Raw genomic sequence first — 26,030 nt, 5'->3', positions numbered from 1 at the left:
GTGACTGTATCGTCCGATTATAGGTCAGTTATACGGACAGTACCAATGTAGGGAGAGTGTGATTCCGTCTCAACGAGCATGACTGGGCGTGGGAGCGGCGACACGACAGACCGGGGCGACGAACGGCACCGACGACCGAACATCGCGGCGAGCACCGCGACGGGGGGGTGCCCGTGACGAGTCCGACGCCGACCCCGCTGTGGGTCTCCCCGTCCGAACTGGTCGTCCTCCTCCGCCCGTACGCGTCGTACATCCTGCCCGGCGTCTTCTTCGGCTTCTTCATCGCCGCGGCCGCCGCCGTCGCCCTCGGCGACAGGTGGCGCTCGCGGCAGGCGTTTGTCGGGTGCTTCTTCGCCGGGCTTGTGGTGGTCAACTTCGTCGTCCCGATGGCGCCGCTCCCGTTCGTCTCGTGGGGTCACTTCTCGGAACCGACCTCCGAGGTGGAGACGTACACGGAGATACGCATCGTCGACGCGTCCGGCAACGAGGTGAAGATGGACGACCGCATGACGCTCGAGTTCGACGCGGTGTCGACCGGGCCGATGATTCGGCAGATACGGAGCGACGACAGCGACACGGGCGACGAGGCCGCGGCGCGGCACCTCCTCCAGCAGGCGCGGGCGTACCGGGCCGAGGTGGTCAGCGGGCAGACGGACGCGTTGCGATTCCCCCACCACGGGCTGACGAGCGTGTGGACGCCGTCGTTACTCGAGGGCTACGACCGGTTCGTGGGGGTGCGGATGTACGAGATGACGTTCGTCACCTCGCCGGACGGGACCGAAGTGGTCCGTTACGACGAGACGCTGGTGTTCGAGTCGTTCCCCTCCGGTGAGGCCGCACCGGCGCCGCCGTCGAACCGCTCGGCTCCCACGCGCTCGATGAACCGAACCGGGTCGGGGAACCGGAGCAGTCTCGCCCCGTCGGGGGTGAGCGTCTGATGTTCGTCAACTACTTCGACGACGACGGCCGCTCCTCGCCGCTCAACCTCGCCGCGGGTCGGTTGCTGCTGGGCTGCTGGCTCGTCTGGAAGACGGTCTGGTACGACTGGGCCGGCGTGCTGGACGTGCCGTTCCGCGCGATGGCGAACCCGCGGTACGAGTGGGCGATTCCGACCGGGATGCCCTGGCTGCTCACCGTCGAGAAGTGGCTCCTCGTCGGACTGGTGCTGCTCGTGGTCGTCGGCTACCGGCTTCGCGTCACCGGCGTGGCGAGTTCGTTCCTGCTCGCCCACCTCGCCACCGTCCGCTCGACGCTCGTCAACACCGGCGAGGTCGACAGCCTGTTCATCGGCTCGGTGCTCCTGCTGTTCTTCGCCCTGTACCCCGACGACGACGCGCTCTCGGTGGACGGGCTTCGAGCGGTTCGGACCCGCTCGCTCGACTCGCTCGTCGACCTCCTGCAGTCCGAGGACGACCGCCGGTACCGGATGCCGGCGCTGAAGTACGCGCTGCTGACGCTCGCGCTGCTGTTCTTCAGCACCGGCGTGAGCAAGGTCGTCGACGGCGGCGGACTCGGCTTCGTCGCCCCCGACAACCTGGCACGACTCGTCCTCGTCCGGTCTTACGTCTACCCCTGGCACGACGTCCAGTTGGCCGTCGTCGAGTACCCCCTTCTGGGCGTCTTGGGTGGGGTGGGGACGCTCGTCCTCGAACTCGGGTTCCTCGCCGCGGTCCTCGCCGGCCTCTCCGTCACGCCGTTCGTCCTCGGTCTCGTCGCCTTCACCCTGTCGAACGTGGTGTTGCTGGGAATCTTCTTCGTCGACAACCTGTTCTTCCTGGCGCTGTTCGCCGCCTTCGACCGCGCCTACGCCCGACTCGCGGTCGACCGGGACCTCGACCTCGTCTTCGACGAGCACTGCCTGTTCTGCGCGCGGTCGCTGTACCCCGTCAAACTGCTGGACGTGACGGACTCGGTCACCTTCTACACGCAGTACGACGCGCCCGACGAGTACGCGTCCCGACCGGGCGTCGACTTCGAGCGCGCGATGTTCGTGTTCGACGGGGTCGACACCTACGAGGGCTACGACGCCTTCCGGGAACTGCTCGGACAGAACCGCCTGTTCCACCCGCTGGCGTGGGTGATGTCTCGCGGACCCGTCCAGTCGGTCGGCCGCCGCGTGTACCGGTACGTCGCGGACAATCGCAGCCGTCACTTCGCCTGCCGCCCGGCGCATCTGGACTGACCGGCCGTACGCAGATGGATTGACCGACCGTTCGGGGTGGACTGACAGACCGTCCCCGGGACGACTGACAGACCGTCCCCGGGACGACTGACAGACCGTCCCCGGGACGCGACACCCGCCCGGTCCCGGTCGGCGGCGACGCGCGCCCGTCGAGAGGGGAAAGAGTCGTTGCGCTCGGCGTGCTACGTGAGCACATGCCAGCCGTCCCGGTGCGGACGTTCGAGGGGTGGCTCCGCCGCCTCGGCGAAGACGCGTTCACGGCGTTCGTCGCGGACCTGTACGCCAGTCGGGGCCGAGCGGTGACCGTCCGCGACGACGGCGCCGTCGTCCTCGCCGACGAGGGGCGCGTGCTGGCACCCGTCGCAAGCGCGTGGCGACTCAGGAACCCGCGCGTCCCCGCCGACGCGGACGCTGTCGTCGCGGCGCGTCCGACGCCGCGCATCGACCGACTGGCCGCCCGCGAGGGCCTGACGCTCGTCGGTCCCGCGGACCTCAGGAACCTGGCGCTCTACGGTATCGACCGGCGGGACGCCGAGCGACTGTTCGCGACGCACTTCGACGCGTCGCCGGTCGTCGCCGGGCCGGTCCCCGGGAACGACGACGACGGCACCCTCGCCGGGGTCGGCGACGTGTCGGCGGCCAGCGTCGCCGCCGTCGTCATCGTCGCACTCGTCGTCGCGGCGCTTCTCGGGCCGTTCGGGCCGGGCGTCTCGCCGGCGGCGAACGACGCCGCGCAGGCCGAGTCCGGCCCCGTCGTCGTCGGCGCGTCCGTCCCCACCGACGACGGCGCGGAGACGACGCTGTTCCCGCCGGGAATCGGCGCGACGGGCGTGACGGACGCCGAGACGCTGGCCGACGCGCACGCCGACGCCGTCGCCGGGCGCTCGTACCGCATCGTCCTCAGGCAGTCGGGAACCGAAGACTGGAGCGGGCGCGTCTGGCGCGGCGTCTGGCAACAGGCGGAGGTGGAGGACCCCCGGCACTTCCGCTACACGGTCACCGGCTACGCCCGCGACCGGGCGGCGGAGTCGAGGTCCGGTGAGACGCCCGCGACCGACACCGACGACGACGGCGACGAACTGGTCCAGTACACCGCCTATGCCGACGGCGAGCAGATATTCGTCCGGGTCGACGGGCGGAACGAGTCGTTCTACCGGTACCCCGTCCGGATAGACGAGAACGGTCACGGCCTGTTCGAGCAACGGGCGTCGTCGGCCGTCGAGCGATACCTGAACGCCTCCCGGACCCGCGTCACGCGCGTGGACGACACTCGCTACCCGTTCCGCGTCGTCGCCACCGGCACGCCGGAGTCGATTCCGCGCGCGGCGAACGTGAGCGACTACCGGGCCGAGGCGTCCGTCGGGTCCGACGGCTTCGTGTCGGTGCTCATCGTCTCCTACGACCGGACCGTCGGCGACGAGACGCGAGAGGTGTCTTACCGGATGGAGTACGCGTCGATGGACGCGGTGACCGTCTCGCGCCCTCGGTGGTACGACCGCGCGGTGAACGCGACGGCCCCCGACGCGGCGGCGGGCGTGCCCGTGTCCGGTTCGACGACCGCTGACGGGGCGGCCGAAAACGCGACGGTGGAGAACGAGACGACGGAGAACGCGACGGTGGAGAACGAGACGACGGAAAACGCGGCAACCGGCGGGAACGGAACCGCGACGGAGCCGGCGACCGAGAGCCGGACGACTGCGAACGCGACGACGTCCGCGCCGGACTGACCACGTCCGCGTCGAGACGCCGTTCGCCGTCGGCGGGCGGCGGTTCGGGTTAGCGCTCCCGCAACTTGACGCCGAGCGTCGCGCGGCAGCCCTTACACAGCCAGAGGTCGTTCTTGCCCTTGGCGTACACCGACCCGGAGTCGACGCGCAGTTCGGGCACCGTCTTCGATTCGAGGCTCTCCTCGCCCGTTATCTCCGCCCCGCACTCGGGACACTCGGTGAGCGCTTCCTCGTCCTCGTGTTCGTGCTCCCCCTCGTGTTCGTGTTCTTCTGACGACATACACTATGGTACTTCCTACCACGATATAAACTGTCGCGAGTCCTGCGCCCGCCGCACACGTCTCCGAACGGGCCGCGGAGGGGTGGAACCGCCGACGTTATCCCTCCCGACTCGCAAGAGAGGTGCAATGAGTCAAGACGCGACGTCGGAGGGGGACCTCAGAAACACCGGGATGTCGTTGCGGCACGACCGCGAGTGGGACTACGAACTCGAGCGAATCGTCGAGGAAGTCGAAGAGCGCGACGCGAGTCGCGTCGGCCTGCAGTTCCCCGAGGGACTGAAGCGCCGCGGCCCGGCGGTCGCAGACGACCTGCGCGCCCTGTGCGACGACGACGTGACGTTCATGCTGTCGGGCCAGCCCTGTTACGGCGCCTGCGACCTCGACACCTATCTGATGCGCCGGACGGACGTGTTCGTCCACTTCGGGCACTCGCCGATGAAGGAGTCCGACAAGATAATCTACGTCCCGCTGTTCTCGAACGTCGACCCGTTCCCCATCCTCGAGGAGTCGCTGGCGGAACTGGAGGGCGACGAGGTGGGACTGGTGACGACGGCCCAGCACATGAACCGCTTCGAGGACATGTGCGACTGGCTCGAAGAGCGCGGCTACGACGTGCACACGCGCCGCGGCGACGACCGACTCTCCCACGAGGGGCAGGTGCTCGGCTGCAACTACGCCTCCGCCGACATCGACGCCGACCAGGTGCTGTACGTCGGCGGCGGGAAGTTCCACCCGCTCGGACTGGCGATGGAACACCCCGACAAGAAGGTGGTCATCGCCGACCCCGTGAACAACGTCGTCACCATCGCCGACACGGAGAAGTTCATGAAGCAGCGCTACGCCTCCGTCCACAAGGCGATGGACGCCGAGAAGTGGGGCGTCATCTTCTGCACGAAGATCGGTCAGGGCCGCATGGAGATAGCCGAGCAGATAATCGCGGACAACGACGACGCCTACCTCATCACGATGGACGAGGTGACGCCGGACCGCCTCCGCAACTTCGACATGGACGCGTTCGTCAACACCGGCTGTCCGCGCATCACCACCGACGACGGTCCGCGCTTCCACAAGCCGATGCTGACGCCGCAGGAGTACCGCATCGCCGTCGGCGACGAACCCCTCGACGCGCTGGAGTTCGACACGTTCCACGGCACCTGGTAGCTCGCTGAGAGCTCCACAAGCTCTTTATCTCCCTCTGCGGTCTCTCCGTCTGTGCCCTCCAGTACACACAGACGCTCGATAGTGACGCTCACGGCCGCTCTCGCGGTCGGACTCGGCTGCCTCGTCGCCGACCCGGCGGCCGCCCAGTCGATTCCCGACACGCCGCGCCGACCCGTCTTCGGCCCCGTCCTCGCCTTCGTCGCCGGACTGGCCGTCAACCTCGTCCTCGGAGCCATCGTCGTCGGCGTCGCCCCGGACTACTCCGAAGCCATCGTCCGGCGCATCCGCTCGGAACCGGTCGAGTCGTTCGTCTTCGGCATCGCGACGCTGATAGCGACTCTCGTCGTGGCGGTTCTGCTCGCCATCACCATCATTGGCCTCGTCGTCCTCGTCCCCGGCGCGTTCCTCCTCGCCATCGTCGGCCTCGTCGCGAACGTCCTCGCGACGGTGACCGTCGGTGCCGTCGCCACCGGGTGGTCCGAGGGGTCGTCGCTGTGGACCAGCGTCGCCGTCGGCGCCGTGGTCGTCGCCCTGCTGACGGCGATTCCCGTCGTCAGCGACCTCACGAACTTCGTCCTCGGGACGTTCGGCATGGGCGCCATCGCGGCGCGCGTCTGGGAGCGACGCCGAGGCTGACGCCCGCGGCGCGCTAGTTCTCGCGACGTTTCTGTCGTCTCCGTCACCGTTTCGTTCGGTTCGGGTCTCGGTTCTGTCGTTCGTGGTGTCAGCGGCCAGAACCGAAGACGCTCGCTCCCGGACCGCGTTCGCTCAGCCGTCGACCGCGCTCTCGACGTACTCGACGGCTTCAGCGGGCGTCTCGCACGCCTCGACGCCGCGCACCTCGTGGGTCCCCAATCCCGCGACGGGTCGGTCGAAGACGAGCGAGAACCCGATTTCCGAGAGGGTGCCGCCGGCGCCGTCGATGGCCACCGCGGCGTCGCCGTTCATGACGACCAGCGCGTTTCGGCCGTGGCCGAGGCCCGTCGCGATGGGGGTGTCGACGTAGTCGTTGGCGTCGGCGCGGCGGTCCGTCGGGAGGATGCCGATGGTGTCGCCGCCGGCCGCCTTCGCGCCGCGACAAGCCGCCTCCATGACGCCGCCGAGGCCGCCGCAGACGACGGTGTGTCCTCGCCGGGCCACGACGCGACCCGTCTGGGCCGCCGTCTCCCGGGCATCGTCCGTGACGGTGCCGCCGCCGATGATACTGATTCGCATGGCTGTCGGTCGGCGGCGTCGCTGGTACGTGTTTCGTTCGACCGAGTCGAAAAACCGACGGCCGAGTTCGTCGGCACGTGCCGCGAGTGCGGCGTCTGTGAGGGGGCGGTTCGAGAGCGGGGGCGGGCGTCGCCGACCGAACGCGCTCAGTCGAGGTCGGAGGCCGGGGGTTCGGGGTCCCACGACCCGAGTAAGCGCATCGTCGCGTCCATCTCCGAGAAGTCGGCGGTCTGTCTATGATGAACTGACATTACACGACGAACGACACGGGTGAAGAATAAATAGCTTGTGCCGGGTATTGGTTTGCTAACCGGTAGTGGTAGGTAGATTATTTAGACACTTATCGGTTATGGAGGTGCTACCAACAACGAACGTTGCGTTCGTTGGGCACAGTTACCGCTCCGAGACGGTTCGGACGCCCGAACCCGACTGTGAACTGACACTACTGTCGGTCTCACTGGCGCATCCAAGTTCGCACTCGTCGCACATGAGTGTTCGTGCCGATTGAGAGCGGTTCGTCCGGTCCGCAACACTTAGCCTCCGCCCGGACGCAGCCACCGACATGAGTGTGAGCGACTGGAGCGATTGGCTCCCGCGCGCGGTCGAAGACGCGTCGCCGGACACGGTGTCCATCTGGTACCTCGGCTGTAACGGCTTCTTCCTGAAGGGTAGCGACGGGACGACGCTCGCCATCGACCCGTACGTCGGCCACGGCGACCCGCCGCGCACCGTCCGGATGATACCGGTGCCGTTCGACCCCGCCGACGTGACCGAGATGGACGCCGTCCTCGCGACGCACGAGCACACGGACCACGTCCACGGGCCGAGTCAGGCGCCCATCCTCGAATCGACGGGCGCGCAGTTCTACGCCCCCGACGACTCCCTCGACGTGATCTTCGAGGACGAGGCGTGGACGGACGACTACGACGTCGGGGAGGGGCAGTTCACCGAAGTCGCGGAGGGCGACACGTTCGAGGTGGGCGAGTTCACGATTCACGTCGAACACGCGCACGACCCCGACTCGACGCACCCGGTGTCCTACGTCGTCGAACACGAGTCGGGCACGTTCTTCCACGGCGGCGACACCAAACCGTCCGACGAGTTCGAGACGCTGGGGGAGGCGTACGACATCGACTTGGGCGTCCTCGCGTTCGGCGCCGTCGGCAACATCGACGACAAGGAGACGGGCGAACCGGTCCGCACGAAGTGGTACTCGACGGAGAACGAGGCCGTGAAGACGGCTTCAGACCTCCAGTTCGACCGCTTCCTCCCGAGTCACTGGGACATGTGGAAGGGCATGACCGCCGACCCGACGGTGCTCCACCACCACGCGAAGAGTTACGAGTATCCGAAGCACCTCGAAGTGGTCGAGATAGGCGACCGGGTCGAACTGTAGTCGACGGCGCGGAGAATCCCTTTCTCAAATATCATATTTTCCCCGGTTGTTTTATGTCACCCCTTTCGGTAAGAACCGACATGAGTCGTGAGTCCGACGTTGGGGGGCCGGTGTACGTCTCGAACGGAGACGTTCAGGTGGAGAAGTCGTTCGTCGCCGACGAGTTCCCGGTACCCGCAATCAAGTTCCGCATCACATCCGACAGCGAGGAGTCCGCGCACGTCCGCATCGTCGACCAGATTCCGGACGACTTCCCGATGGAGGGAGTCGGGTTCCACCCTGACTTCGAGAGCGACAACTGGGCGGCGTACAAAGACCACCGCGTCGAGTACGAACGCACGCTCGAACCGAACGAGTCCGTCGAGACGGTGTACGGCGTCCGCCTCGACAAGGTGAGCGAGGCCGACTCGTTCCTCACCGAACCGGTCCTCGAACGCCCGCCGGTGCCGAAAGAGGACGACGAGCACGACGACGACGGCGTCGAAGACATCCTCGGGGAGGACCGCAGTCAACTCGTCCGCGACGCCCTGCAGGGGAACGGTAACCTCGGCGACCCCGAGGCCGACGCGGCCGCGGCCGAAGACGCCGCCGGCGCGGTTCTGGAGGCGGAGGCGGACACGGGGAGCGACCCCCTCGCGGACCCACTCGACGAGGCGCAGGCCGACGCCGACGACGTGCCGGTCGAAGCCGTCGACGAGACGGGTCCGGAGGAGGTGCAGGCCGCCGTCGAGGACGGCGCATCCGCGGCCGACATCGAGGCGGCCTTCGACGGGGCTGACGACGAGGGCGCAGGCCCGCGTGACCTGTCGGCGGAGACGACGCCCGCGATAACGCGGTCCGGTGAGACGGAGGCGGAGGCGGCCGACGCGGCGGTCGAGGCCGACGCGGCGGCCGTCGCCGAGACGGTTCCGGACGCCGCCGACGTGGCCGACGGCGCGGACGCGGCCGAGGCGGACGAGGGCGAACCCGCCGACGCGGACGAGGGTGTCGCTGCCGACGCGGAGTCGGTCGACCCCGACGAGACGGGTGCCGACGCCGACGACTACGTGGACATCGGCGACTCCGTCGCGGACGCCGACGACGCCGACGCGTCGGCGGCCGCCGCGGCCTCCGGGTCAGTCGCTGCCGCACTCGCCGCCGAACTCCGCGCGGGCGACGTGCCCGAGGAGGACGTGGAAGTCCTCCGCACGGAACTCGACTTCGGCCTGCCGCGGAGCGCCGACGTGCGCATCCGGCGTCTGCAGGCGAAGATGGACGACCTGCAGGCGTACAGCGACGCCCTCGCGGAGTTCATCGACGAGGAGGGGACCGGACAGGAACTAGTGGACGGCCTCCGACGCGAGGTGGAAGCGCTGGACGAGGAACTCGACACCTTCGGCGACGACCTCGCCGCGGTGGAGGCCGGACTCGACGACGCCGAGAGCGACCGCGCGGACATCCGCGACGACGTCTCGACGCTCGAAGGCGACCTCGCGGCCCTCGACGAACGCGTCGAGGACACCGCACAGCAACTGTCCGACGTGGACGACCGGGCTTCGGAGGCCGTCGCGGGCGTCGAGGAACTGAACTCCACGCTCGACGACCGGGTCGAGGCCGTCAACGAGGACATCGAGGAACTGTCCGAGGACCTGAGTCAGACCGCCTCGGCGGCCGCCGGCCTCGACGAGGAACTCGGCGAGGTGCGCGAGGACATCGCCGACCTCGACGGCGAAATCGTCTCGACCCGCGAGTCGCTGGCGGACGACGTGGCCGCGGTCCGTTCGGACCTCGACGAACTCGACGAGGTGAACGCGCGAATCGAGAGCCTCGAAGACGACATCGAGGTGCTGATGCAGTTCCGCGACCGCCTGAACGACGCGTTCGGCCCCGGCGAGTGAGGCGCTGAGAGCGTCCCCGCCGGCGACCGCGTCTCGCCGAACGTGCGTCACAGACCCACAAACCGACAGTATCCGGCCGAAGCGCAACCTGTTTAGTGACGCCGTTCGTGCATCCCACAATGACTGAGACGGTGCGCGTCGCCGTTCCGCGCAAGGGGCGACCGCTGGAAGCCGTGCTCGATCGGTTCGCCGCGAGTGCCGACGCGGCGCAGGTCGCAGACGACATCACCTCGACGCTTCGTCACGAGAAGGCCGTCACCAAGGGCGCGGCGCATCCGGACCACGACGTGTACGACCGCCTCGCGCGTCACTCGGACCTCTCGGACCCCGCGGCTCCCGAGTACACTCTCCTCCGCGACGACCGGGAGGGAATGCCCCGACGCGTCGTCTTCGACAGCGTCACCATCGACGTCGACGGCGTTCCCGTCCAACTCGTCGGCCGCGAGGAACCGTTCCGCGCGCTCAGGACTCACGAGTTCGCGCTCGGGTTCGACAGCGCCGACCTCGTTCTCGAAGAGGTCGTCCAACTGGAAGCGGAGGGCGTGGGCTCGCTCGCGGACATCAACGCCCGAATCGACCCGATGGACACCGACGTGCGGGTCGTCTCCGGCCTCGGCGACACCGTCTACCACACGCTGATGGCCACGCCCGAGGTTCTCCCGCCGGGTGCCGACCTCGACCGGGAGTTCGTCGCCGACTACGAGGGTCCGCTCTGCATCTCGCCGCGCTACGAACGCCTCGTGGAGGCCGTCCTCGGGACCCGACCGCTGGAGAACGTCTCCTTCGCCTACCCCGAAGAGGCCGTAGAGGAGGAGGCCGCCATCGCGGACGTGGGTCTCGGCGTCTACCTCACGATGACCGGGTCGACCGCCCGCGACTACGGACTCGTCCTCGGCGAACACCTGTTCCCCTCCGAGACGGTACTGATGGAGAACGCCGCCGAGACGACCGAGACGGCGGAACGCGTCGCCCGCGCCATCACCGGCCCCGACGTCGAGACCGAACTCGTCGTCTGAGTCGGGTCGCGACCGACCGGCCGCGGACGCGGATGCGGTGGGAACACCCCATCGAACCGGGTTCCGTTTCAGTTCTCGCTCTCCTCGCCCGTTCGTTCGCCCGCGGCGTCGTCGCTCGGCGTCGCTCCGCCGTCCGGCGCGCCGTCGACGGTGTCGGCTTTCCGCTCGGTCGGGTCCGTGCCGAGGCCCGTGGCGTCCGTCGGTTCCGGCGAGAACGGTCGGCCCCAGACGAGGTCCTCCAGCACGACGTTGGCGAACTGGACGACGACGACGAGGAGTAACGGCCCGAGGAACAGTCCGTACCAGCCGAACAGCGCCGTGCCGAGGATGTAGGCGAACAGCACCGCCCCCTCGTGCATCGTCTGCCCCGAGATGTACGGTCGCACGACCGACTGCGGGAGGACGTCGAGCAGGAGGAAGACGACGACGAGGAACCCGGCGGGGTAGACGAGGAGGCTCCCGTCGGCCTGCACCGCGCGCCAGGCGAGGTATGCCGTCGCGGGCACGTACACAAGCTTTCCGACGACGAGGGGGACGAACGTCGCCATCCCCGTGAGGACGGCCAACAGCGTCGGGAACGGAAGGGTGACCGGCGGCGGTGCGAGGAGATTGTAGCCGTTGTAGACGACCATCGAACCGAGCGTCACCGCGAGGACGGTGAGGACGTTGCCGAAGTAGACGACTTCCAGGTCGGTGTCGACGCCGGCGAGGTAGGAGTAGGCGGCGGTGTCGCGGCCGCCGACGGTCTCTCGGTACCATCCCTGCAGCCGGTGACCGTCGCGGTAGAGGAAGAACGCCAGCGCGAGTGCCAGCGTCAGGTGGAGCAGTCCGGTCGTCGCCGCGCCGAGTACGCCCGCGAGGGTCTGCAGCACCTGCTGGAACTGCGACGCCTGCCCGAGTTGCTGGACGAACTGCGGGAAGTCCCGAAAGACGCCGGCGAGCGACTGCTGGTCCCCGGGCAGCCGATTCAACAGCAGGGTCACCGTCTGCGAATCGAGCGTCGCGGTGAGTTCTCTGAGCGCGACGAAGCTGGCGTACCCTAGCAACGTCAGCGTCGGTAGGACGATGAACAGGAGCGTGACCGTCGCCGCCACGCCCCGGGAGTCGACGCGTCGCTGGATGCGACGGTTCACCGGCCGCGCCCCGTAGTAGACGAACAGTCCCAAGACGAACGTCCCGACGAACGAGAACAGGAACAGGCCGACGACGCAGGCCAACGCCGCCGCGACGAGCCACCACCCGATTCGTCGCCGTTCGATAGCGGACGCTAATCCGGCGCTCATACCATCGAATCCAGCCACCTCCGCAAATAGCTACTGCCCGACGCGGGTGAACCGGCGGGCCGATTCCTGCGCTCGTCGCACCGCCTCACCGCCGGCGAACCCCGACGAAGTAGGCGTCGTTGGTGCTGTACCGCCGTTCGAACGCGGTCCGGTAACTGAACTCGACCGACCACCCGCCCGCCTGTTCGAACCGGCGGCGAATCTCCTCGGGCGTGATGCCGTACTCGGTCCGGTCGTCGCCGCGCGCGTCGCCGAGGACGCAGTAGAGACCTCCCCTCTCGACTATCGTCCCGAGGCCGTCGACGAGTCTGTCGCGTTCGTCGTCGCGGAGGACGTGGAACATGGCCGAGTCGAGCACCGTCGCGAACGAGAACCCTCGCTCGGCGAGTCGGCCGAGGTTCAACGCGTCCCAGACGAGGAACGCGGCGTCGATGCGCCGCCACCGCGCCTTCTCGCGTGCCCGGGAGACGGCAGACGGCGCGATGTCGATACCGAGCACCTCGTATCCCTGTCGCGCCAGGAACATCGAGAGCTCGCCGGTCCCGCAACCTACGTCGAGGACGGGTGACCTCACGAGTCCGGCCTCGACGAGGTAGACGAACGGTCGCTGCGGCCGTCCGATGTCCCAGTTCGGGACGCTCTGGTAGGCCGAGTCGTAGACGTGAGCGAGGGGTCGCGTCGGTGGGTACGCGCTCATGTCTCTCTCTCCTGGAACCGCGGCGGCGAGTCGGTCACGGGTCCGGTGTTCGGTCGCCGGCGACTTAGTCGGTGCCCGACTTCGGCCGTCTCGGGGGTGACGACCCGTGATTCGGTGCAACGCCGCCGCCTCCCGACCACCACACGACGGAGAATTCGACTCTCCAATTCGATATAGCACTATATGATTTACGAGTCCGAGAACAGACGCGCGAGGAACGTCAGAGGAGCGAGTAGATGTTGCGCTCGTACGTCTCTCGGACCCGGTCACCCCAGTTGTGGGTGTAGGTGTCGATGATGTCGCCGCCGACGTCGCCGCGGAGGTACTTCACGATGCCGCGGTCACCGGTTCGGTCGCGCAGGTGGGTCGTGAAGAAGTGCCGGAAGTAGTGCGGCGTGACGTTCTCCTCGCTGTCGGCGCCGGCGCGGTGCCACCCGCGTTCGGCCGCGTGGCGTTCGACGAGGTGGTGGACCATGTCGGTCGTCAACCGGTCGCCCCAACTGCCCGACGTACTGACGAAGAGCGGGTTCGCGGGGGAGGTGACGTCCGGTCTGACGGCCAACCACCGGGTGAGGACGGTCGTTAACTCCTCGTCGACGGGGACGACGGTGGACCGCTTGCGCTTGTTCGACGCCGTCCGGCGTTCGCCGTTCGTCGTCGCTCCCGCCGACGGTTCCACCGAGATGTACAGCGACGGCCCGCGGCCGTCGAGTTGCGCCCGGTTGGATACATCACCCAGCGGTGTATCGTCCGCGAGGACGACGTCGCGACAGTCGAGGTTGCACAGTTCGCCGACGCGCATCCCCGTCTTGAGGAGGGTGAACATCACCGCGTGGTCCAGCGGATGGTGCACCTCGCGGAGGAACGCGCGCATCTCGGCGACGGTGATTTCGCGCCGCGAGGGGTTCGTGTCTATCTGCTCGTCCATCTCCTCCATGACCAGGGTCATCGGGTTGGCCTCGAAGGCACCGACCTGCGTCATGTAGGCGTAGAACCGGTGGAGGTAGGAGGCGTACGTGGCGACGGTGCTGTCGGCGGCGTCGGCCTGTCGGAGCGAGTGAATCCACGCCATGCAGTCGCGATGAGACGCCCCCGAGACGGCTTTCTCGGCGTCCATCGGGTTCGCCTCCGGGTCCGCGAGGAACGCCTCGAAGCGCCGCAGAACGCGCTCGTAGGCGTCTTTCGTTCGCTCCGTCTTCCCGTGGTACGTCATGTCCTGCAGGAAGTACGCGACGGGGTCCTCGACCACCTCGCCGTCGGCCGTCTCAACGGCCATCGTCGCCCTCGAACGCGCCCGGCGCGAGCGCGTACCCGCCGTGCCGGCCGCTGTACTGCACCCGGTTCGCCGCCTGGAGGTCCTGTAGCGTCTCGTCGAGTCTGTCCTCGATGTCGTCGGTCAACGCGTCGAGGAGTTCGTCCCACGACCGGTGTTCCGCCGCCGAGAGGGCGTCGAGGACGCGTCCCTCGAACTCGTTGCCGCCGCCGCTTCCGTCGTCGCTGGCCGCTTCGTCGGCGTGCGTTCGGTCCGGTATCTCGAAGTCGCGCCGCCCCGCCTGGACCATCGTCCTGACGAACTCGCTCTGACTCATCCCGAGTCGCTCGGCGTGGGTCTTCCACCGCTCTTTCTGATACGCGGGAACGTACGTCATCACCGTCTTTCGCTCCGTCTTCTCTTCAGTCATATTTACTTGCTGTCATCGGCCAATTTTTGAGCTTCCTCGAAGAACTCTTCTTGCTTTCCTTCTAATCGCGAGTGGCAAGAACTGCATAAACTTACTAGATTCGTCAATTTGTTTGCCTGTTCCCAGTCTAACCGTCCTTCGCCTCTGAATTCACTTCTTGGAACGATATGGTGAACATGCAAACTATTTGAATATATGTTCTGATGTTTCTTATCCGAAATACCACAGGAAAAACACTCTCTACCATCTAGAGCGATTCTCTTGGATCTCTGTTCCTCCCAATTTGCCCCGTAGTAGTGTTGACGGGGGTCCTCTTTCCAGTTGGGATGATTGGAGCCGGAGAATCTTTCTGAGAAATATGCTGACCGACACTTTTTAGAGCAAAACGTAACGTCTCGGGTTGCTTTCTCATATTCTGAGAGGGTCTTAGACGCACCACAAGTTTCACATTTTACGTATTCGAAGTTAACCGCCGTCCCAATTGAATCCGGACGAACGCTGGCACGGTCTTTTGGAGGTTCGTAGGTGTCGTTGAACCAGTCTAATTCATCTTTGACGATTCCATGTCTTCGGGCACAATGGTCTTCTGCTTTGCTTGCTGTCTCAAAAGAACGAGGGCAGATCGACAGGGGACACTCGTAACTACTCATTCTTTTGGAGTCTCTCTCGATTCTCTCGATCGCTCATCGGAACACATCACTATTCAGCATAACCCTACTTATATTGCTCTGAACTGGTGAATTTTTTTACTTTATCTGTATCTATGACTCCCTCGTGGTCCTTTACTTAGCACACACACAAATAACTTTTCTACCTCTCCATCCCGGCTGGTCTTCGGGTTCTCGTCGGAGAATGTCCTGAAAGACGACGATCCTACCAGAAAAGTAATATGTAGTTGATATTTTTGCGGTCGCCAACGAAATATGATACAGAGTTCGTTCCCGTGTAATTATATGAAATGGAGCGCCTGTTCACCCTGTCTACCCCAGGGGTTGCGTCGCCGAAACACCTCTCCAGAAACCAGCATTCGTTGCCGCAACTCGGAATCTGTTGCCGGGGGACGGACAGAGTCTCTCCCGTTCTCGTCATCTTCGTGAGTGGGTGGTCGGTCGAGATGCAGTGACCGGTTTCCGGGTGTCGAGCGACCGACGGTCGACATCGTTGTCACCGCCGTGACCGAAGCGACAGCATCACCGTGACAGACGGTCGTGAAGTCGCTCGCGCTTCGGTCGACGTGACGGCGGACCGTCGAACGGGGGCTCGTTCCAAGTGGCCGATGCACGCCTGCGACGATACGGGGGCAGTGTTCGTTCTGTGTCGATTTCCGGAACGGACCGAATCGACCACCGTGTCGTCGTCGACCGTCGTCGTTCGGCGTGCGTTCGGACGGGTCGACTCCACCGGGATGAGGGTTGCGCGATGCGCGGACCTAACAGCGAACACGAGGACGACGACAGCGCCGGCGGGTAGGAGGACACGCGACTGCGAATTCCCGTGCTTCGGGCGTCCTCGTTGAGCGCTCTTCGGCGAGTTCGTCTCTGCGTGCATCTTCAGCCGTCGGTGGCCTCGCCTCTTTGCGGCGTCAGCGTCGCGTTCACTCGCACCCGCCCCTCAGTGGCGACGGCCGGTCCTCGCGTCTTCTCCACCTCGGTTCGTCGTACTGCTTCGGTCGTGCCTCGGGGTCGGTATCACGTCGTTCGAGACTCACGATGAAGCTCACTCTCGCCGCCGGTATCTCCGCAAGCGACTGCGACGCCACCTGCTTCCGACTCTCCGGCGTCTCGCTCCGTAAATCACGTCCTGTGATATGGAACGGTGGCCGAGAGCAGCGAAATCTGAAATGCTACCACACGACATGCGTCCGTGTCCGCGAGCGGACTTCTAAACTACATGCCGCTATACACAATACGTTCCAAAATCCGTCCTCTCGAAGGCGACACGAGTGGGAGAGCGCACCTCCGCGGGTTCAGCGTTCCACGGGTTCGACGACGCTCGAATCGTCGTTCGCGGGACTGTTGACGCGCGTCGAGACGGGGTACGCGCGCATCTCGTCGTCGGGGTACGTGTCGAGGAGTGCCGCGGCGTCGTCGCCGTCGCCGTGAAGCCACGTCTCCTCCTCGTCCGGCGCGAGGATGACGGACATCCGGCCGTGCAAGTCGGAGACGAGTTCGTTCGGTTCGGCCGTGACGACGGTGAACGTCTCCAGCGTCTCCGCCTCCGCGTCGGCCGCCCCGCCGCCCGCGAAGTCACCGAGTCCGGTCTGCGTCTGCGGCGGCTTCCACCGCTCCCACAGGCCGGCCATCGCGAACGGGCGGTCGTCCTCGAACGCGACGCGGTAGGGTTGCTTACCGCCCTCGGTCTGGACCCACTCGTAGAACCCGTCGGCGGGCACGAGACACCGGCGACGCTCGAACGCCTCGCGGAAACTCGGCTTCTCCCGCACCGTCTCCGCACGCGCGTTGATGAGGTTGCTCCCGACTTTCCGGTCGTCCGCCCACGGGGGGACGAGCCCCCACTTGAGGGACCGAAACGCCCCCGGGTCGTCGTTCGTCACGACCGGGAGTCGCTGCCCGGGCGCGCAGTTGTACCGCGGTTCCGGCGACGTCTCGAACGTCGCGTCGAACCGCTCTTCGAGTTCCTCGCGCGGGGTGAACAGACTGTACCGGCCACACATGCCGGTCGGTAGGCGTGCCGTGGACAAAACGCTGCGGCACGCGCGTCCGTCGTCCAGTCTCGGGGGACGCGCACTCGAAGGCTTTAGGCGTCGGCGTACCTCCCTCCGCTACATGCGCATCGAGAACAGCTTCATCCCCGTCCGCGGCGTGGGCGAACGGACGGAACGGTCCCTGTGGGAGGCGGGCGTCCTCACGTGGGACGCGTTCGACCCCTCGGCCGCCCCCGTCGGCGAGACGACGGGGCAGCGTATCGAGACGTTCGTCGCCGACGCCCTCGAACGACTCGACGACGGCGACGCCGGCTACTTCGGCGAGGTGTTCCCCTCCGGAGAGCGCTGGCGACTCTACGAGAACTTCCGCGAGGAGACCTGTTTCTTCGACATCGAGACGACCGGACTCGACGCCGCGCGAAACGACGTCACCACCGTGTCGTTCCACCAGGGCGGCGAGACGACGACGCTCGTCCGCGGTCACGACCTGACCGCGGAGGCCCTCCGCGAACAGTTCGCCGACGCCGCTCTCGTCGCGTCGTTCAACGGCAAGCGCTTCGACGTTCCCTTTTTGGAAGACAACTTCGACGTCTCCGTCGACGCCCCCCACGTCGACCTGATGTACCCCTGCCGCCGTCTCGACCTGACGGGCGGGCTGAAAGCCATCGAGCGAGCGGTCGGCATCGACCGCGACCGACCGGACCTCTCGGGCCGCGACGCGGTCCGCCTGTGGCACCGGTACGAACGCGACGGCGACGAGGACGCCCTCGACACCCTCGTCTCGTACAACCGCGACGACACGGCCAACCTGTCGAACCTGATGGACGTGGTCGTCGAGTCGCTCCACGAGGACTCGCTGGGTCAGTTCGTGGACGGGGCGGCGGACCGACCCGCCGGGTCCGTCTCGGAGGAGTGACGCGCCGAACGGGAGGCGAGACTCTTTTGTACCGTCCGCGATAGGCGGCGGACATGACCGACGACGCGGACGCCGACGAGGTAGTCGACCCCGACGGGGAGTCCGAGACGGGCGAGAAGGCCCCCGCGGCCGACGCGGACGCGGACGCCGACACAGAACCCGTCGACGGCGAGGACGAGGCGGAAGCCGACCTGAACAACGGCTACGACGACACCGTGCCGAACGTCGAACTCGGTCTCTACCAACTCTCGGTTCGGGTGAGCGGCCGGTCCGACGACGACCTGAAGACGGTCGAAGACTCCGCCAAGCGCCTCATGGACTACCTCATCGACCGCGCGGCGGAACTCGAAGAGCGTCCGGACGACCGCGGCCTGAGCTAGACTTTTTGGCGAACCTAACTCTCAAATAGGCGGCCACGAAATCCCGACTGTGACCGAGCAGTTCACTTTCGACGACGTGGCAGTCGTCATGGGGACGTACAACGAGGAACAGGCCATCGGCCCGGTGCTGGCCGACATCGACCGGGTCACGGACGGCCGGGCCGAAGTCGTCTGCGTCGACGGTTCCGACGACCGGACGCCGGAAATCGCGCGGAAGATGGGCGCGACGGTCATCGAGCAGGAACCGCAGGGCTACGGCGTCGCCGTCCGCGAGGCGGTGTTGACGCCGGACCGCCCCGTCGTCGTCACCACCGACTGCGACGACACCTACCCGATGGAGATGCTGCCGGAGTTCCTCGAACGAATCAACGAGGGGTACGACGTGGTCTCGGGCGACCGAATCTCGCCCGGGGCGGCGGCGATGCCGACGCTGAACCGCTACGGCAACGCCGCGTTCGCCCTCCTCGCGTCGCTCCTGATGGGTCGCCGCGTCCACGACACCACCACGGGCATGCGCGCGTACCGCCGCGAACTCCTGCACGACATCGAGTGGACGGAGAACACCGGCCTCTCGGCCGAACTCCTCGTCCGCCCCCTGATGCGCGACTATCGGATCACCGAAGTTCCGATTCCCTACCGCGAACGCGCGGGCGAGACCAAACTCGACCCGTTCCGCGGCGGCGCGGAGATAGCCGCCTCCATCGTGACGGTCTGTCTGGAAGAGCGCCTTCGCTGACCGGAGGACCGGTCTCTCCGCCGACGCCGACGATTTTCCCGCGAGAACCGGCTGTGCCCTCGCCTCACCCGACCCCCGTATCCTCATACGTCGTGGCGTGCCAGTCTCTGGCATGAATCGTCGCCGTTTCGTCGCAGCGCTCGGAACGACCGCCAGCGTCGGCGTCGCGGGCTGTCTCGGCACGTCCGGCGGGGCGTCCGCACCCACCGACGGGTTCGAAACCACCGACGCGGACGGCGACGTGAACCCCGTCGCGTTCGGCAACGTCTCGCTGCCGGTGTCGGAGGACGAACTGAACCGGGGCGCGCGGCAGGACGGTATCCCGGCCATCGTCGACCCGGAGTTCGGTTCCGACTGGTCGGACGTGGACGCGACGCTCGACGACGTCGAACCCGTCGTCGGCGTCGAACTCGGCGGCGAGGCACGGGCGTACCCGCTCGCGGTCCTGAACTGGCACGAAATCGTCAACGACGCGTTCGACCGGCCGATTCTCGTCACCTACTGTCCGCTCTGCGGGAGCGCCGTCGTCGCCGAACGGGTCGTCGCGGGCGACACGCGGACGTTCGGCGTCTCGGGCTACCTCTGGCACTCCGACCTCGTGATGTACGACCGCGAGTCCGACTCGCTGTGGAGTCAGGTGCTGGCGACGGCCATCCGCGGCCCTCTCACGGGGACGGAACTGGACCTCCTCCCGGCGACGACCACCTCGTGGGGGGAGTGGCGCGCGTCCCACCCCGACACGTCGGTGCTCCTCCCTCCGCCCCTCTCCGACACCGTCACCGGCCGGGTGACCCGCGACTACGACCGCGACCCGTACCGTGGTTACGACGCCTCCTCGCGGATCGGAATCGGCTACAACGACGACGTCGACGACCGACTCCACCCCAAGACGCGCGTCCTCGGCGTCGCCCACGGCGGCGAGGCGGTGGCCTACCCGCTCTCGGCAGTCTCCGAGACGCCCCTCGTCACCGACGACGTGGGCGGACTCCCCGTCGTCGTCGCCGCGACGACGGGCGGGACGCTGGTCGCCTACGACCGCCGAGTCGACGGGTCGGCGCTCTCGTTCGACCGCGAGTCGGGAACCGACGTGCTCGCGGCCGGCGGGTCGCGGTGGAACCTCCTCACCGGCCGCGCGACGGACGGCCCGCACGCGGGAACGACGCTGACGCGGGCGAACGACCGGTCGCCGATGTTCTGGTTCGCGTGGGCGGAGTTCTTCCCCGATACCGCAATCTACGTCCGGGCGTGAGTCGCCGTCCGCGGCGCGCCCGTCGTCTCGCCGCCGGTGCGGCCTCGGCGGACGGCGGGTGGGTTCGGGCGGCGTCGGCGGCGCGGTTCAAGCGCGTATGATGTCGCCGATGCGACGCGGTTCGCCGCTGAGCGCGGGGTTTTTCTCGACTATCTTCAGCACCTCGTGGTCCGTCACGTCGGGGTAGGACTTCCCCGTCGCGTCCTCGATGAGCGACTTCTCCAGGCGGAACTCGGTCCCCTCGTACTCGACGTCCACGCCCTTGTCGTCGACCGACAGAACAGTCATGAGGACGGATAGTCCGGCGAGGTACAAAAACGCGCCGTCCGTCGCGTCAGACGCCTGTCTTGCGAGGTGCTTATAATGGAGGACGCATCACAGGGGAGTGTGTCACTCGGCTCGGACCCGCTCGACGCGCTCGAAATTCCGGACGGAACCACCGTCGAAGAGCACGATTTGGTGACCGACGGCGACGTCATCGTCGGGGGACAGAGCACCGTCGAGTTCGGGGTCCGCGGCCGGAACGTCTTCGCCGGCGAACGCGTCCAGTTCGGCGGCGACATCGAGGCCGAGGGCGACTGCCGCCTCGACGTCTGGTGCGACGTGGCCGGCAACGTCCTCGTCGGACAGGACGCGTACCTCGGCGAACGCGTCCACGTCGGCGGCCGCCTGATGGTCTCGGGCGACCTGGACATCGGCGACGACGTGGACATCGAGGAGGGGTTCGAGGCCAGCGGATGGATCGTCATCCGGAACCCGGTGCCGACGCTCGTCTTCTACTTCATCGTCCTCTCGCAACTGCTCCGACTGGGCGAGAACGAGGCGGCCGACGAACTCGCGGAGTCGCTGACGGGCGACAGCGAGATTGACCCACTCGTCGTCCCGCGCGGGTCGACCGTCTCCGACGACGCGTGGCGGGCGTCGACCCCCGCCCACGTCGGCGACGACTGCCGCCTGCACGGCAACCTGCGCGCGGAGTCCATCACCGTCGGCGAGGACAACAACATCTTCGGCAGTCTCCGCGCCCGCGGCGACATCACCGTCGGCCCCGGCACCAGAATCCACGGCGACGTGACGACGCGGAACGGCACCGTCACCATCGAGGGCGACGCGCGCATCCTCGGCGACGTCTCCTGTTCGGAACTCGAACTCCACGAGAACGCCGCCGTCGACGGGACGATGCGGGCGAAGGGCGACATGCGCATCGTCCGCGCCGACGTGTCCCGCGACGCGGAGTGAGGCGGGCCGCGTCGTCGTTTCCCGACACGGCGAGACCACAGGCCGTGTCGTCGTCTCCCGACCCGAGCTAAGCTCAAACGGTCACTTGTCCCTACGGCAACTCTTTTTGACGGGTCGCCGTACGCTTCGACAGAATGTCACAGAGACGAACGCTCCTCCTCGTCGCCGTGGTCGCACTCGTCGCCCTCGCCGGGTGCAACGGTGCGGGGAACGCCGGCGGCAGCGCCGATATGGAACGGGCAGACGGCGGCGCGGCCGTGTCGGCCACCGCCGCGCCCGAGGCGACGTCCTCGGGGGGGTCCGGCGGGTCCGGCGGCGACGCTTCCGTGCAGGCGAACGTCCAGAACCGCGCGCTCATCAAGACCGGCACCGTCCGCGTCGAAGTCGACGACTTCCAGCGGTCGAAGGCGAACCTGACCGCGGCCGTCGCGGGCTACGGCGGGTTCGTCTCCGACACGACGCAGGAGCGTCACGGCGTCGGCAACGAGACGTACACGACGGGCCGACTCGTCCTGCGCGTCCCCGCCGAAGACTTCGACGCCCTCGTCGAGGACGCGAAGGCCGAGGGCGACGTGGAAGTCGTCCAGACGAACACCGAGGACGTCACCGACCGCCTCGTGGACCTCGAAGCGCGACTGGAGAACCTCCGCGCGCAACGCGACCAACTCCGTGACCTGTACGAACAGGCGAACACCACGGAGGACGTGCTGGCCGTCCAGCGCGAACTCTCCGGCGTGCAGGGCGAGATCGAGCGTCTGGAGGCGCAGAAACAGTCCCTGGAGGACCGCGTCGCCTACTCCACGCTGACGGTCGAACTGCGCGAACCCCGGCCGACGCCGAACCGGGTCGCCCCCGACCGCTGGTACGACACGCCCGTCCTCTCGGCGTTCCTGCAGTCCGTCGACGGCGTCGTCGTCGTCGCCCGCGCCCTCGTCGTCGGCGTCGCGTACGCTCTCCCGTACGTCCTCGCGTTCGTCCTCCCCGTCGCCCTCGTCGGCGGCGTGGCGTACCGCTACCGAGAGCGCTGGCTCCCGCACCAGTAGCGTCCACCGCGCTCTTCGGCGACCGAACTCCCGCCCGGTCCGCCACCTGTTTCGACCGAAAGGATGTTCCGGCAGTCGGTCCTCTTTCGACCATGCTCTCTATCGCTCTCGCGGGCAAGCCCAACGCGGGCAAGTCCACCTTCTACAGGGCGGCGACGATGGCCGACGTGGACGTGGGCAACTACCCGTTCACCACCATCGACCCGAACCGCGGCGTGAGTTACGCTCGGACGCGATGCCCCTGCCTCGACAGGGACGAACGGTGCGGCAACTGCGAGGGGGGCGTCCGCTACGTCGGCGTTGAGTTGCTGGACGTGGCCGGACTCGTCCCCGGCGCCCACGAGGGCCGGGGACTGGGCAACCAGTTCCTCGACGCCCTCACGAACGCGGACGTCATCCTCGCCGTCGTCGACGCCTCCGGCGGGACGAACGAGGAGGGCGAACCCGTCGAGGTGGGGACGTACGACCCCGTCGAGGAGGCCGACTTCGTCGAGGAGGAGCTAGAGCAGTGGCTCGCGGGCATCATCGAGGGCAACTGGGAGTCCGTCGTCCGCAAGTCCCGGTCGCCGGACTTCGACATCGACGAGGCCCTCGCGGAGATGCTGACGGGGTTCGGCGCGACGGAGTACGACGTGGCCGCCTCGCTCCGGTCGCTGGAGTACCCCGACGACCCCCAGCAGTGGACCGACGAGGACCGGGTGGCACTCGCGCGTGACGTGCGTGCACGGACGAAACCCATCGTCCTCGTCGCGAACAAGGCGGACGTCGCGCCGGAGGAGAACCTCGAACGCCTGCGCGAGTCGGACAAACCCGTCGTCGCCGCCACCGCGGACGGCGAACTCGCCCTGCGCCGCGCCGCGGAGGCGGGCGTCGTCGACTACCTGCCCGGCGACGGCGACTTCGACATCGTCGGCGACGTCTCCGACGCGCAGGCGGACGGCCTGGAGAAGATTCGAACGGTCGTCGAGGAAAACGGCGGGACGGGCGTGCAAGAGGCCATCGACACCGCCGTCTACGACGTTCTCGACATGGTGACGGCCTACCCGGTGCAGAACGAGACGAAGTGGACCGACGGCGCGGGCGAGATGCTCCCCGACGCCTTCCTCCTCGAACGCGGGTCGACGCCGAAGGACCTCGCCTACGCCGTCCACTCGGACATCGGCGACGGCTACCTGCACGCCGTCGACGCTCGGTCCGCCCGTCGCATCTCCGAGAGCCACGAACTGGAGGAGGGCGACGTGATAAAGATAGTCAGCACCGCGAACTGAGGACGAACGGTGCGCGGGAGTCGTCCGCGTCGACACCAACGCGGAGGCGACGACGCCGAGCGCAGTCGCTGGGCGGTCACCGTCACGGAAAACCGGGCCGAGTCGAGGACCTACGTGTCCATGGCAGAGTCCTGCGTACGCCCCGGCTACGCGCTATTTCGCGTCGATGGCGTATAAGTGTACCTCGACGCCCTCAGTCCGAGAAGACGGGCGAGGCGGTGACGGCGTCACCACGGCGACGCGTGACCGTTCCGGCCTCGTGGTCGAACGCCACGAATCCGGCCTCGTCGAGTTTGGGGAGGTCGACGTGGTGGAGGCGGACGAGTTCGCTCTCGCGTTCCTCCTCGCTCACTTCGGTGCGAGGCGTGCCGTCCCGGGCGGCGACGACGTCGACCGCCAGCGATTCGATGTCGACGGCGGTGTAGTAGTCGTCGAGGCAGGACAGCACGGTGCGTCGGTCGGAGTCAGCGAGGGTTGCGATTGTGTCGGTCATCGTTCGTGGTGGTCGGCGACGGGGTTAGGCCCCGTCTGCCATCACCTGTACGGAACGGTGGTTCGCGCATCAGTGTACGGCCTAACCGGTTAGGGTTCGTTCTTTCTCTGTATACACTCTCTCTACTGTGGTAATTTGAGAAAACTTTCACGGTAAAACGAACGACGCGTTTTGATTCAGATTAATCCCGTCGTCGAGCGACCCGGCAGGGGCCCCGCGGGCGGCGATTATGCGGATACTATCGCCGGCCGAGGGTGCGCTCAGACGACGGCGTCGTACGCGTCGGCCATGACGTCCAGCGCTTCGCGGAGGGAGTCCTCGTCGGTGGCGTACGACAGGCGGGCGTAGCCCTCGCCGTTCGCGCCGAAGGCGTCGCCGGGGACGACGATGACGCCGCGTTCGAGACACGCATCCACGAAGCCCTCGGGCACCTCGGGCATCGCGTAGAACGCGCCCTTCGGCGTCGGCACCGTCAGGCCGATGTCTTCGAGACCCTCGACGACGAGGTCGCGGCGCCGACGGAACGACTCGGTCATCTCGCCGACGATGTCCTGCGGGCCGGTCAGCGCCGCCTCGGCGGCGAACTGCGACGGAGCGGCGGCGCACGCCTGCGCGTACTGGTGAACCCGGACCATGCGTTCGACCCGCCGGGAGGAGCCGTACACCCATCCCAGCCGCCACCCGGTCATCGAGTAGAGCTTCGACGCGGAGTTGACTACGACGACGTTGTCCGTCTCGGCGAACTCGGCGGGCGAGCGGAACTCGCCGTCGAACACGGTGTACTCGTACACCTCGTCGGAGACGCAGAGCACGTCGTGTTCGTCGGCGATGCGGGCGAACTCGCGGACGTCCTCCGGCGGCGACACCGCGCCCGTCGGGTTGCCCGGACTGTTGACGACGAACGCCGCGGTGTCGTCGGTGATGGCCTCCTCGACGGCGGCGGGGTCGAGCGTCAGGTCGTCGCGGAGGGGGACCGGAACGGGCGTCCCGCCCGCCAGTGTCGTCAGCGCGTCGTAGGAGACGAACCCGGGGTCGGGGATGATGACCTCGTCGCCGGGGTCCACGTGCGCCTCCATCACGATGTGGAGGGCCTCGGAACCGCCGGCGGTGGCGATGACGTCGTCGGGGTGGAGGTCGATTCCCTGGTCGCGTTCGTGCTTGGCGGCGATGGCCTCCCGGAGCGACAGCATCCCCTTGTTCTCGGTGTAGGCGTCCGCGCGGCCGTCCCGGATGGCCTCGATGGCGGCCTGCCGGGCGTGTTCGGGCGCGGCGAAGTCGGGTTGGCCGAGGCCGAGGTTTATGGCACCCTCGCCGGCGGCCTCGAACACCTCGCGGATTCCGCTTATCGACACCTTCTCGATTCGGTCTGAGAACTCCGACATACTCTCTCCCGCGTCGCCCGCCGGGATAGTTCTTCCCTCACACGATTCGTCCGGGTCGCCCGAGAACCGGCAACGTCGGCTGCTACGTGTGACGCGCGGGATTCGTCGCTCTCCGCGTCGCGTCGGCCCAGCGGTGACGACG

At 67.3% G+C, this 26,030-nt stretch carries 26 protein-coding genes; 15 read left to right on the top strand and 11 right to left on the bottom strand.

What is annotated here, in order from left to right:
* Positions 1-173: 173 nt before the first annotated feature.
* The 3 genes from BM310_RS18655 to BM310_RS18645 all read left to right on the top strand — a co-directional run bounded on the left by BM310_RS18655 (position 174) and on the right by BM310_RS18645 (position 3,909).
* Entirely contained in the window at positions 174-938 is a 765-nt protein-coding gene (locus BM310_RS18655) for a hypothetical protein (protein WP_143105191.1), read from the top strand.
* Positions 938-2,182 carry a DCC1-like thiol-disulfide oxidoreductase family protein gene (locus BM310_RS18650; protein WP_089810645.1) on the top strand — a complete coding sequence of 415 codons (1,245 nt, stop codon included), beginning with the start codon at positions 938-940 and terminating at the stop codon, positions 2,180-2,182. The genes BM310_RS18655 and BM310_RS18650 overlap by 1 nt, the downstream gene beginning before the upstream one ends.
* A gap of 194 nt (positions 2,183-2,376) precedes the next feature.
* Entirely contained in the window at positions 2,377-3,909 is a 1,533-nt protein-coding gene (locus BM310_RS18645) for a hypothetical protein (RefSeq protein ID WP_089810644.1), read from the top strand.
* 49 nt (positions 3,910-3,958) lie between these two features.
* Here BM310_RS18645 and BM310_RS18640 read toward each other — a convergent pair whose 3' ends face one another.
* A complete protein-coding gene (locus tag BM310_RS18640; RefSeq protein ID WP_089810642.1) occupies positions 3,959-4,189 on the bottom strand; it encodes a hypothetical protein in 231 nt (76 codons plus the stop codon).
* A gap of 127 nt (positions 4,190-4,316) precedes the next feature.
* Here BM310_RS18640 and dph2 point away from each other — a divergent pair, with 127 nt between their 5' ends.
* Both dph2 and BM310_RS21080 read left to right on the top strand, forming a co-directional pair.
* A complete protein-coding gene (gene dph2 / locus BM310_RS18635; protein ID WP_089810641.1) occupies positions 4,317-5,351 on the top strand; it encodes a diphthamide biosynthesis enzyme Dph2 in 1,035 nt (344 codons plus the stop codon).
* Between the two features lie 51 nt (positions 5,352-5,402).
* Positions 5,403-5,987, top strand: coding sequence for a hypothetical protein (locus BM310_RS21080; RefSeq protein WP_143105190.1), 585 nt, complete (start codon positions 5,403-5,405; stop codon positions 5,985-5,987).
* Between the two features lie 132 nt (positions 5,988-6,119).
* Here BM310_RS21080 and BM310_RS18625 read toward each other — a convergent pair whose 3' ends face one another.
* Positions 6,120-6,566, bottom strand: a complete 447-nt coding sequence (locus BM310_RS18625) for a TIGR00725 family protein (RefSeq protein WP_089810636.1) — start codon at positions 6,564-6,566, stop codon at positions 6,120-6,122.
* A 562-nt stretch (positions 6,567-7,128) separates the two neighbouring features.
* Between BM310_RS18625 and BM310_RS18620 the strand changes: the two genes are divergently transcribed.
* The 3 genes from BM310_RS18620 to BM310_RS18610 all read left to right on the top strand — a co-directional run bounded on the left by BM310_RS18620 (position 7,129) and on the right by BM310_RS18610 (position 10,855).
* Positions 7,129-7,962: an MBL fold metallo-hydrolase gene (locus tag BM310_RS18620; protein ID WP_089810634.1), complete on the top strand. Its 834-nt coding sequence runs from the start codon at positions 7,129-7,131 to the stop codon at positions 7,960-7,962.
* A gap of 80 nt (positions 7,963-8,042) precedes the next feature.
* Positions 8,043-9,839: a coiled-coil domain-containing protein gene (locus tag BM310_RS18615; RefSeq protein WP_089810632.1), complete on the top strand. Its 1,797-nt coding sequence runs from the start codon at positions 8,043-8,045 to the stop codon at positions 9,837-9,839.
* 119 nt (positions 9,840-9,958) lie between these two features.
* The gene (locus BM310_RS18610) at positions 9,959-10,855 is read left to right on the top strand and encodes a hypothetical protein (RefSeq protein ID WP_089810630.1); all 897 of its coding nucleotides are present in this window, start codon (positions 9,959-9,961) and stop codon (positions 10,853-10,855) included.
* A 68-nt stretch (positions 10,856-10,923) separates the two neighbouring features.
* Here the strand turns inward: BM310_RS18610 and BM310_RS18605 are convergent, their stop codons facing one another.
* The 6 genes from BM310_RS18605 to BM310_RS18580 form a co-directional block, all read right to left on the bottom strand.
* The gene (locus tag BM310_RS18605) at positions 10,924-12,138 is read right to left on the bottom strand and encodes an AI-2E family transporter (protein WP_089810628.1); all 1,215 of its coding nucleotides are present in this window, start codon (positions 12,136-12,138) and stop codon (positions 10,924-10,926) included.
* 85 nt (positions 12,139-12,223) lie between these two features.
* Positions 12,224-12,835: a class I SAM-dependent methyltransferase gene (locus tag BM310_RS18600; protein ID WP_089810626.1), complete on the bottom strand. Its 612-nt coding sequence runs from the start codon at positions 12,833-12,835 to the stop codon at positions 12,224-12,226.
* Between the two features lie 220 nt (positions 12,836-13,055).
* Positions 13,056-14,111, bottom strand: a complete 1,056-nt coding sequence (locus tag BM310_RS18595; protein WP_089810624.1) for a tyrosine-type recombinase/integrase — start codon at positions 14,109-14,111, stop codon at positions 13,056-13,058.
* Positions 14,101-14,517 carry a DUF5805 domain-containing protein gene (locus BM310_RS18590; protein ID WP_089810622.1) on the bottom strand — a complete coding sequence of 139 codons (417 nt, stop codon included), beginning with the start codon at positions 14,515-14,517 and terminating at the stop codon, positions 14,101-14,103. The genes BM310_RS18595 and BM310_RS18590 overlap by 11 nt, the downstream gene beginning before the upstream one ends.
* A 2-nt stretch (positions 14,518-14,519) precedes the next feature.
* Positions 14,520-15,167 (bottom strand): HNH endonuclease, encoded by a 648-nt coding sequence (locus BM310_RS21955; protein ID WP_089810620.1) that lies wholly within the window; start codon positions 15,165-15,167, stop codon positions 14,520-14,522.
* 1,316 nt (positions 15,168-16,483) lie between these two features.
* Positions 16,484-17,191: an SOS response-associated peptidase gene (locus BM310_RS18580; protein WP_089810618.1), complete on the bottom strand. Its 708-nt coding sequence runs from the start codon at positions 17,189-17,191 to the stop codon at positions 16,484-16,486.
* Positions 17,192-17,303: 112 nt separating this feature from the next.
* Between BM310_RS18580 and BM310_RS18575 the strand changes: the two genes are divergently transcribed.
* The 4 genes from BM310_RS18575 (at position 17,304) to BM310_RS18560 (ending at position 20,463) form a co-directional block, all read left to right on the top strand.
* Positions 17,304-18,098: a ribonuclease H-like domain-containing protein gene (locus BM310_RS18575; RefSeq protein ID WP_089810616.1), complete on the top strand. Its 795-nt coding sequence runs from the start codon at positions 17,304-17,306 to the stop codon at positions 18,096-18,098.
* A gap of 53 nt (positions 18,099-18,151) precedes the next feature.
* Positions 18,152-18,478: a hypothetical protein gene (locus BM310_RS18570; RefSeq protein WP_089810614.1), complete on the top strand. Its 327-nt coding sequence runs from the start codon at positions 18,152-18,154 to the stop codon at positions 18,476-18,478.
* A gap of 88 nt (positions 18,479-18,566) precedes the next feature.
* Complete coding sequence (locus BM310_RS18565) at positions 18,567-19,214, top strand: dolichyl-phosphate hexose transferase (RefSeq protein ID WP_177232711.1); 648 nt, start codon at positions 18,567-18,569, stop codon at positions 19,212-19,214.
* A 112-nt stretch (positions 19,215-19,326) separates the two neighbouring features.
* Positions 19,327-20,463, top strand: a complete 1,137-nt coding sequence (locus BM310_RS18560; RefSeq protein ID WP_089810610.1) for a DUF3179 domain-containing protein — start codon at positions 19,327-19,329, stop codon at positions 20,461-20,463.
* A gap of 87 nt (positions 20,464-20,550) precedes the next feature.
* Here the strand turns inward: BM310_RS18560 and BM310_RS18555 are convergent, their stop codons facing one another.
* Positions 20,551-20,751 (bottom strand): DUF5800 family protein, encoded by a 201-nt coding sequence (locus BM310_RS18555; RefSeq protein ID WP_089810608.1) that lies wholly within the window; start codon positions 20,749-20,751, stop codon positions 20,551-20,553.
* Between the two features lie 99 nt (positions 20,752-20,850).
* Between BM310_RS18555 and BM310_RS18550 the strand changes: the two genes are divergently transcribed.
* From BM310_RS18550 to BM310_RS18540, 3 genes are all read left to right on the top strand, one after another.
* Entirely contained in the window at positions 20,851-21,702 is an 852-nt protein-coding gene (locus tag BM310_RS18550; RefSeq protein ID WP_089810606.1) for a polymer-forming cytoskeletal protein, read from the top strand.
* A gap of 134 nt (positions 21,703-21,836) precedes the next feature.
* The gene (locus tag BM310_RS18545; protein WP_089810603.1) at positions 21,837-22,745 is read left to right on the top strand and encodes a DUF4349 domain-containing protein; all 909 of its coding nucleotides are present in this window, start codon (positions 21,837-21,839) and stop codon (positions 22,743-22,745) included.
* Between the two features lie 92 nt (positions 22,746-22,837).
* Positions 22,838-24,013, top strand: a complete 1,176-nt coding sequence (locus BM310_RS18540) for a redox-regulated ATPase YchF (RefSeq protein WP_089810601.1) — start codon at positions 22,838-22,840, stop codon at positions 24,011-24,013.
* 193 nt (positions 24,014-24,206) lie between these two features.
* Here BM310_RS18540 and BM310_RS18535 read toward each other — a convergent pair whose 3' ends face one another.
* On the bottom strand, positions 24,207-24,506 hold the full coding sequence (locus BM310_RS18535) for a DUF7344 domain-containing protein (RefSeq protein WP_089810599.1): 300 nt from the start codon (positions 24,504-24,506) through the stop codon (positions 24,207-24,209).
* A 260-nt stretch (positions 24,507-24,766) separates the two neighbouring features.
* Entirely contained in the window at positions 24,767-25,888 is a 1,122-nt protein-coding gene (locus BM310_RS18530; protein ID WP_089810597.1) for a pyridoxal phosphate-dependent aminotransferase, read from the bottom strand.
* Between the last annotated feature and the right edge of the window lie 142 nt (positions 25,889-26,030).

Source organism: Halogeometricum rufum (genome assembly GCF_900112175.1).
In the GTDB taxonomy this organism is placed as follows: Archaea; Halobacteriota; Halobacteria; order Halobacteriales; family Haloferacaceae; genus Halogeometricum; species Halogeometricum rufum.
Note: the sequence above shows the minus strand (reverse complement) of the source record. Positions and strands in the feature narration are given on the sequence as shown.

Coding starts and splice junctions, on each gene's coding strand:
- BM310_RS18540 (WP_089810601.1), top strand. CDS start 22,838: ATGCTCTCTATCGCTCTCGCGGGCAAGCCCAACGCGGGCAAGTCCACC.
- BM310_RS18650 (WP_089810645.1), top strand. CDS start 938: ATGTTCGTCAACTACTTCGACGACGACGGCCGCTCCTCGCCGCTCAAC.
- BM310_RS18545 (WP_089810603.1), top strand. CDS start 21,837: ATGTCACAGAGACGAACGCTCCTCCTCGTCGCCGTGGTCGCACTCGTC.
- BM310_RS21955 (WP_089810620.1), bottom strand. CDS start 15,167: ATGAGTAGTTACGAGTGTCCCCTGTCGATCTGCCCTCGTTCTTTTGAG.
- dph2 (WP_089810641.1), top strand. CDS start 4,317: ATGAGTCAAGACGCGACGTCGGAGGGGGACCTCAGAAACACCGGGATG.
- BM310_RS18640 (WP_089810642.1), bottom strand. CDS start 4,189: ATGTCGTCAGAAGAACACGAACACGAGGGGGAGCACGAACACGAGGAC.
- BM310_RS18580 (WP_089810618.1), bottom strand. CDS start 17,191: ATGTGTGGCCGGTACAGTCTGTTCACCCCGCGCGAGGAACTCGAAGAG.
- BM310_RS18565 (WP_177232711.1), top strand. CDS start 18,567: ATGGGGACGTACAACGAGGAACAGGCCATCGGCCCGGTGCTGGCCGAC.
- BM310_RS18625 (WP_089810636.1), bottom strand. CDS start 6,566: ATGCGAATCAGTATCATCGGCGGCGGCACCGTCACGGACGATGCCCGG.
- BM310_RS18555 (WP_089810608.1), bottom strand. CDS start 20,751: ATGACTGTTCTGTCGGTCGACGACAAGGGCGTGGACGTCGAGTACGAG.
- BM310_RS18530 (WP_089810597.1), bottom strand. CDS start 25,888: ATGTCGGAGTTCTCAGACCGAATCGAGAAGGTGTCGATAAGCGGAATC.
- BM310_RS18615 (WP_089810632.1), top strand. CDS start 8,043: ATGAGTCGTGAGTCCGACGTTGGGGGGCCGGTGTACGTCTCGAACGGA.
- BM310_RS18560 (WP_089810610.1), top strand. CDS start 19,327: ATGAATCGTCGCCGTTTCGTCGCAGCGCTCGGAACGACCGCCAGCGTC.
- BM310_RS18535 (WP_089810599.1), bottom strand. CDS start 24,506: ATGACCGACACAATCGCAACCCTCGCTGACTCCGACCGACGCACCGTG.
- BM310_RS18575 (WP_089810616.1), top strand. CDS start 17,304: ATGCGCATCGAGAACAGCTTCATCCCCGTCCGCGGCGTGGGCGAACGG.
- BM310_RS18595 (WP_089810624.1), bottom strand. CDS start 14,111: ATGGCCGTTGAGACGGCCGACGGCGAGGTGGTCGAGGACCCCGTCGCG.
- BM310_RS18600 (WP_089810626.1), bottom strand. CDS start 12,835: ATGAGCGCGTACCCACCGACGCGACCCCTCGCTCACGTCTACGACTCG.
- BM310_RS18605 (WP_089810628.1), bottom strand. CDS start 12,138: ATGAGCGCCGGATTAGCGTCCGCTATCGAACGGCGACGAATCGGGTGG.
- BM310_RS18645 (WP_089810644.1), top strand. CDS start 2,377: ATGCCAGCCGTCCCGGTGCGGACGTTCGAGGGGTGGCTCCGCCGCCTC.
- BM310_RS18620 (WP_089810634.1), top strand. CDS start 7,129: ATGAGTGTGAGCGACTGGAGCGATTGGCTCCCGCGCGCGGTCGAAGAC.
- BM310_RS18570 (WP_089810614.1), top strand. CDS start 18,152: ATGACCGACGACGCGGACGCCGACGAGGTAGTCGACCCCGACGGGGAG.
- BM310_RS18590 (WP_089810622.1), bottom strand. CDS start 14,517: ATGACTGAAGAGAAGACGGAGCGAAAGACGGTGATGACGTACGTTCCC.
- BM310_RS18610 (WP_089810630.1), top strand. CDS start 9,959: ATGACTGAGACGGTGCGCGTCGCCGTTCCGCGCAAGGGGCGACCGCTG.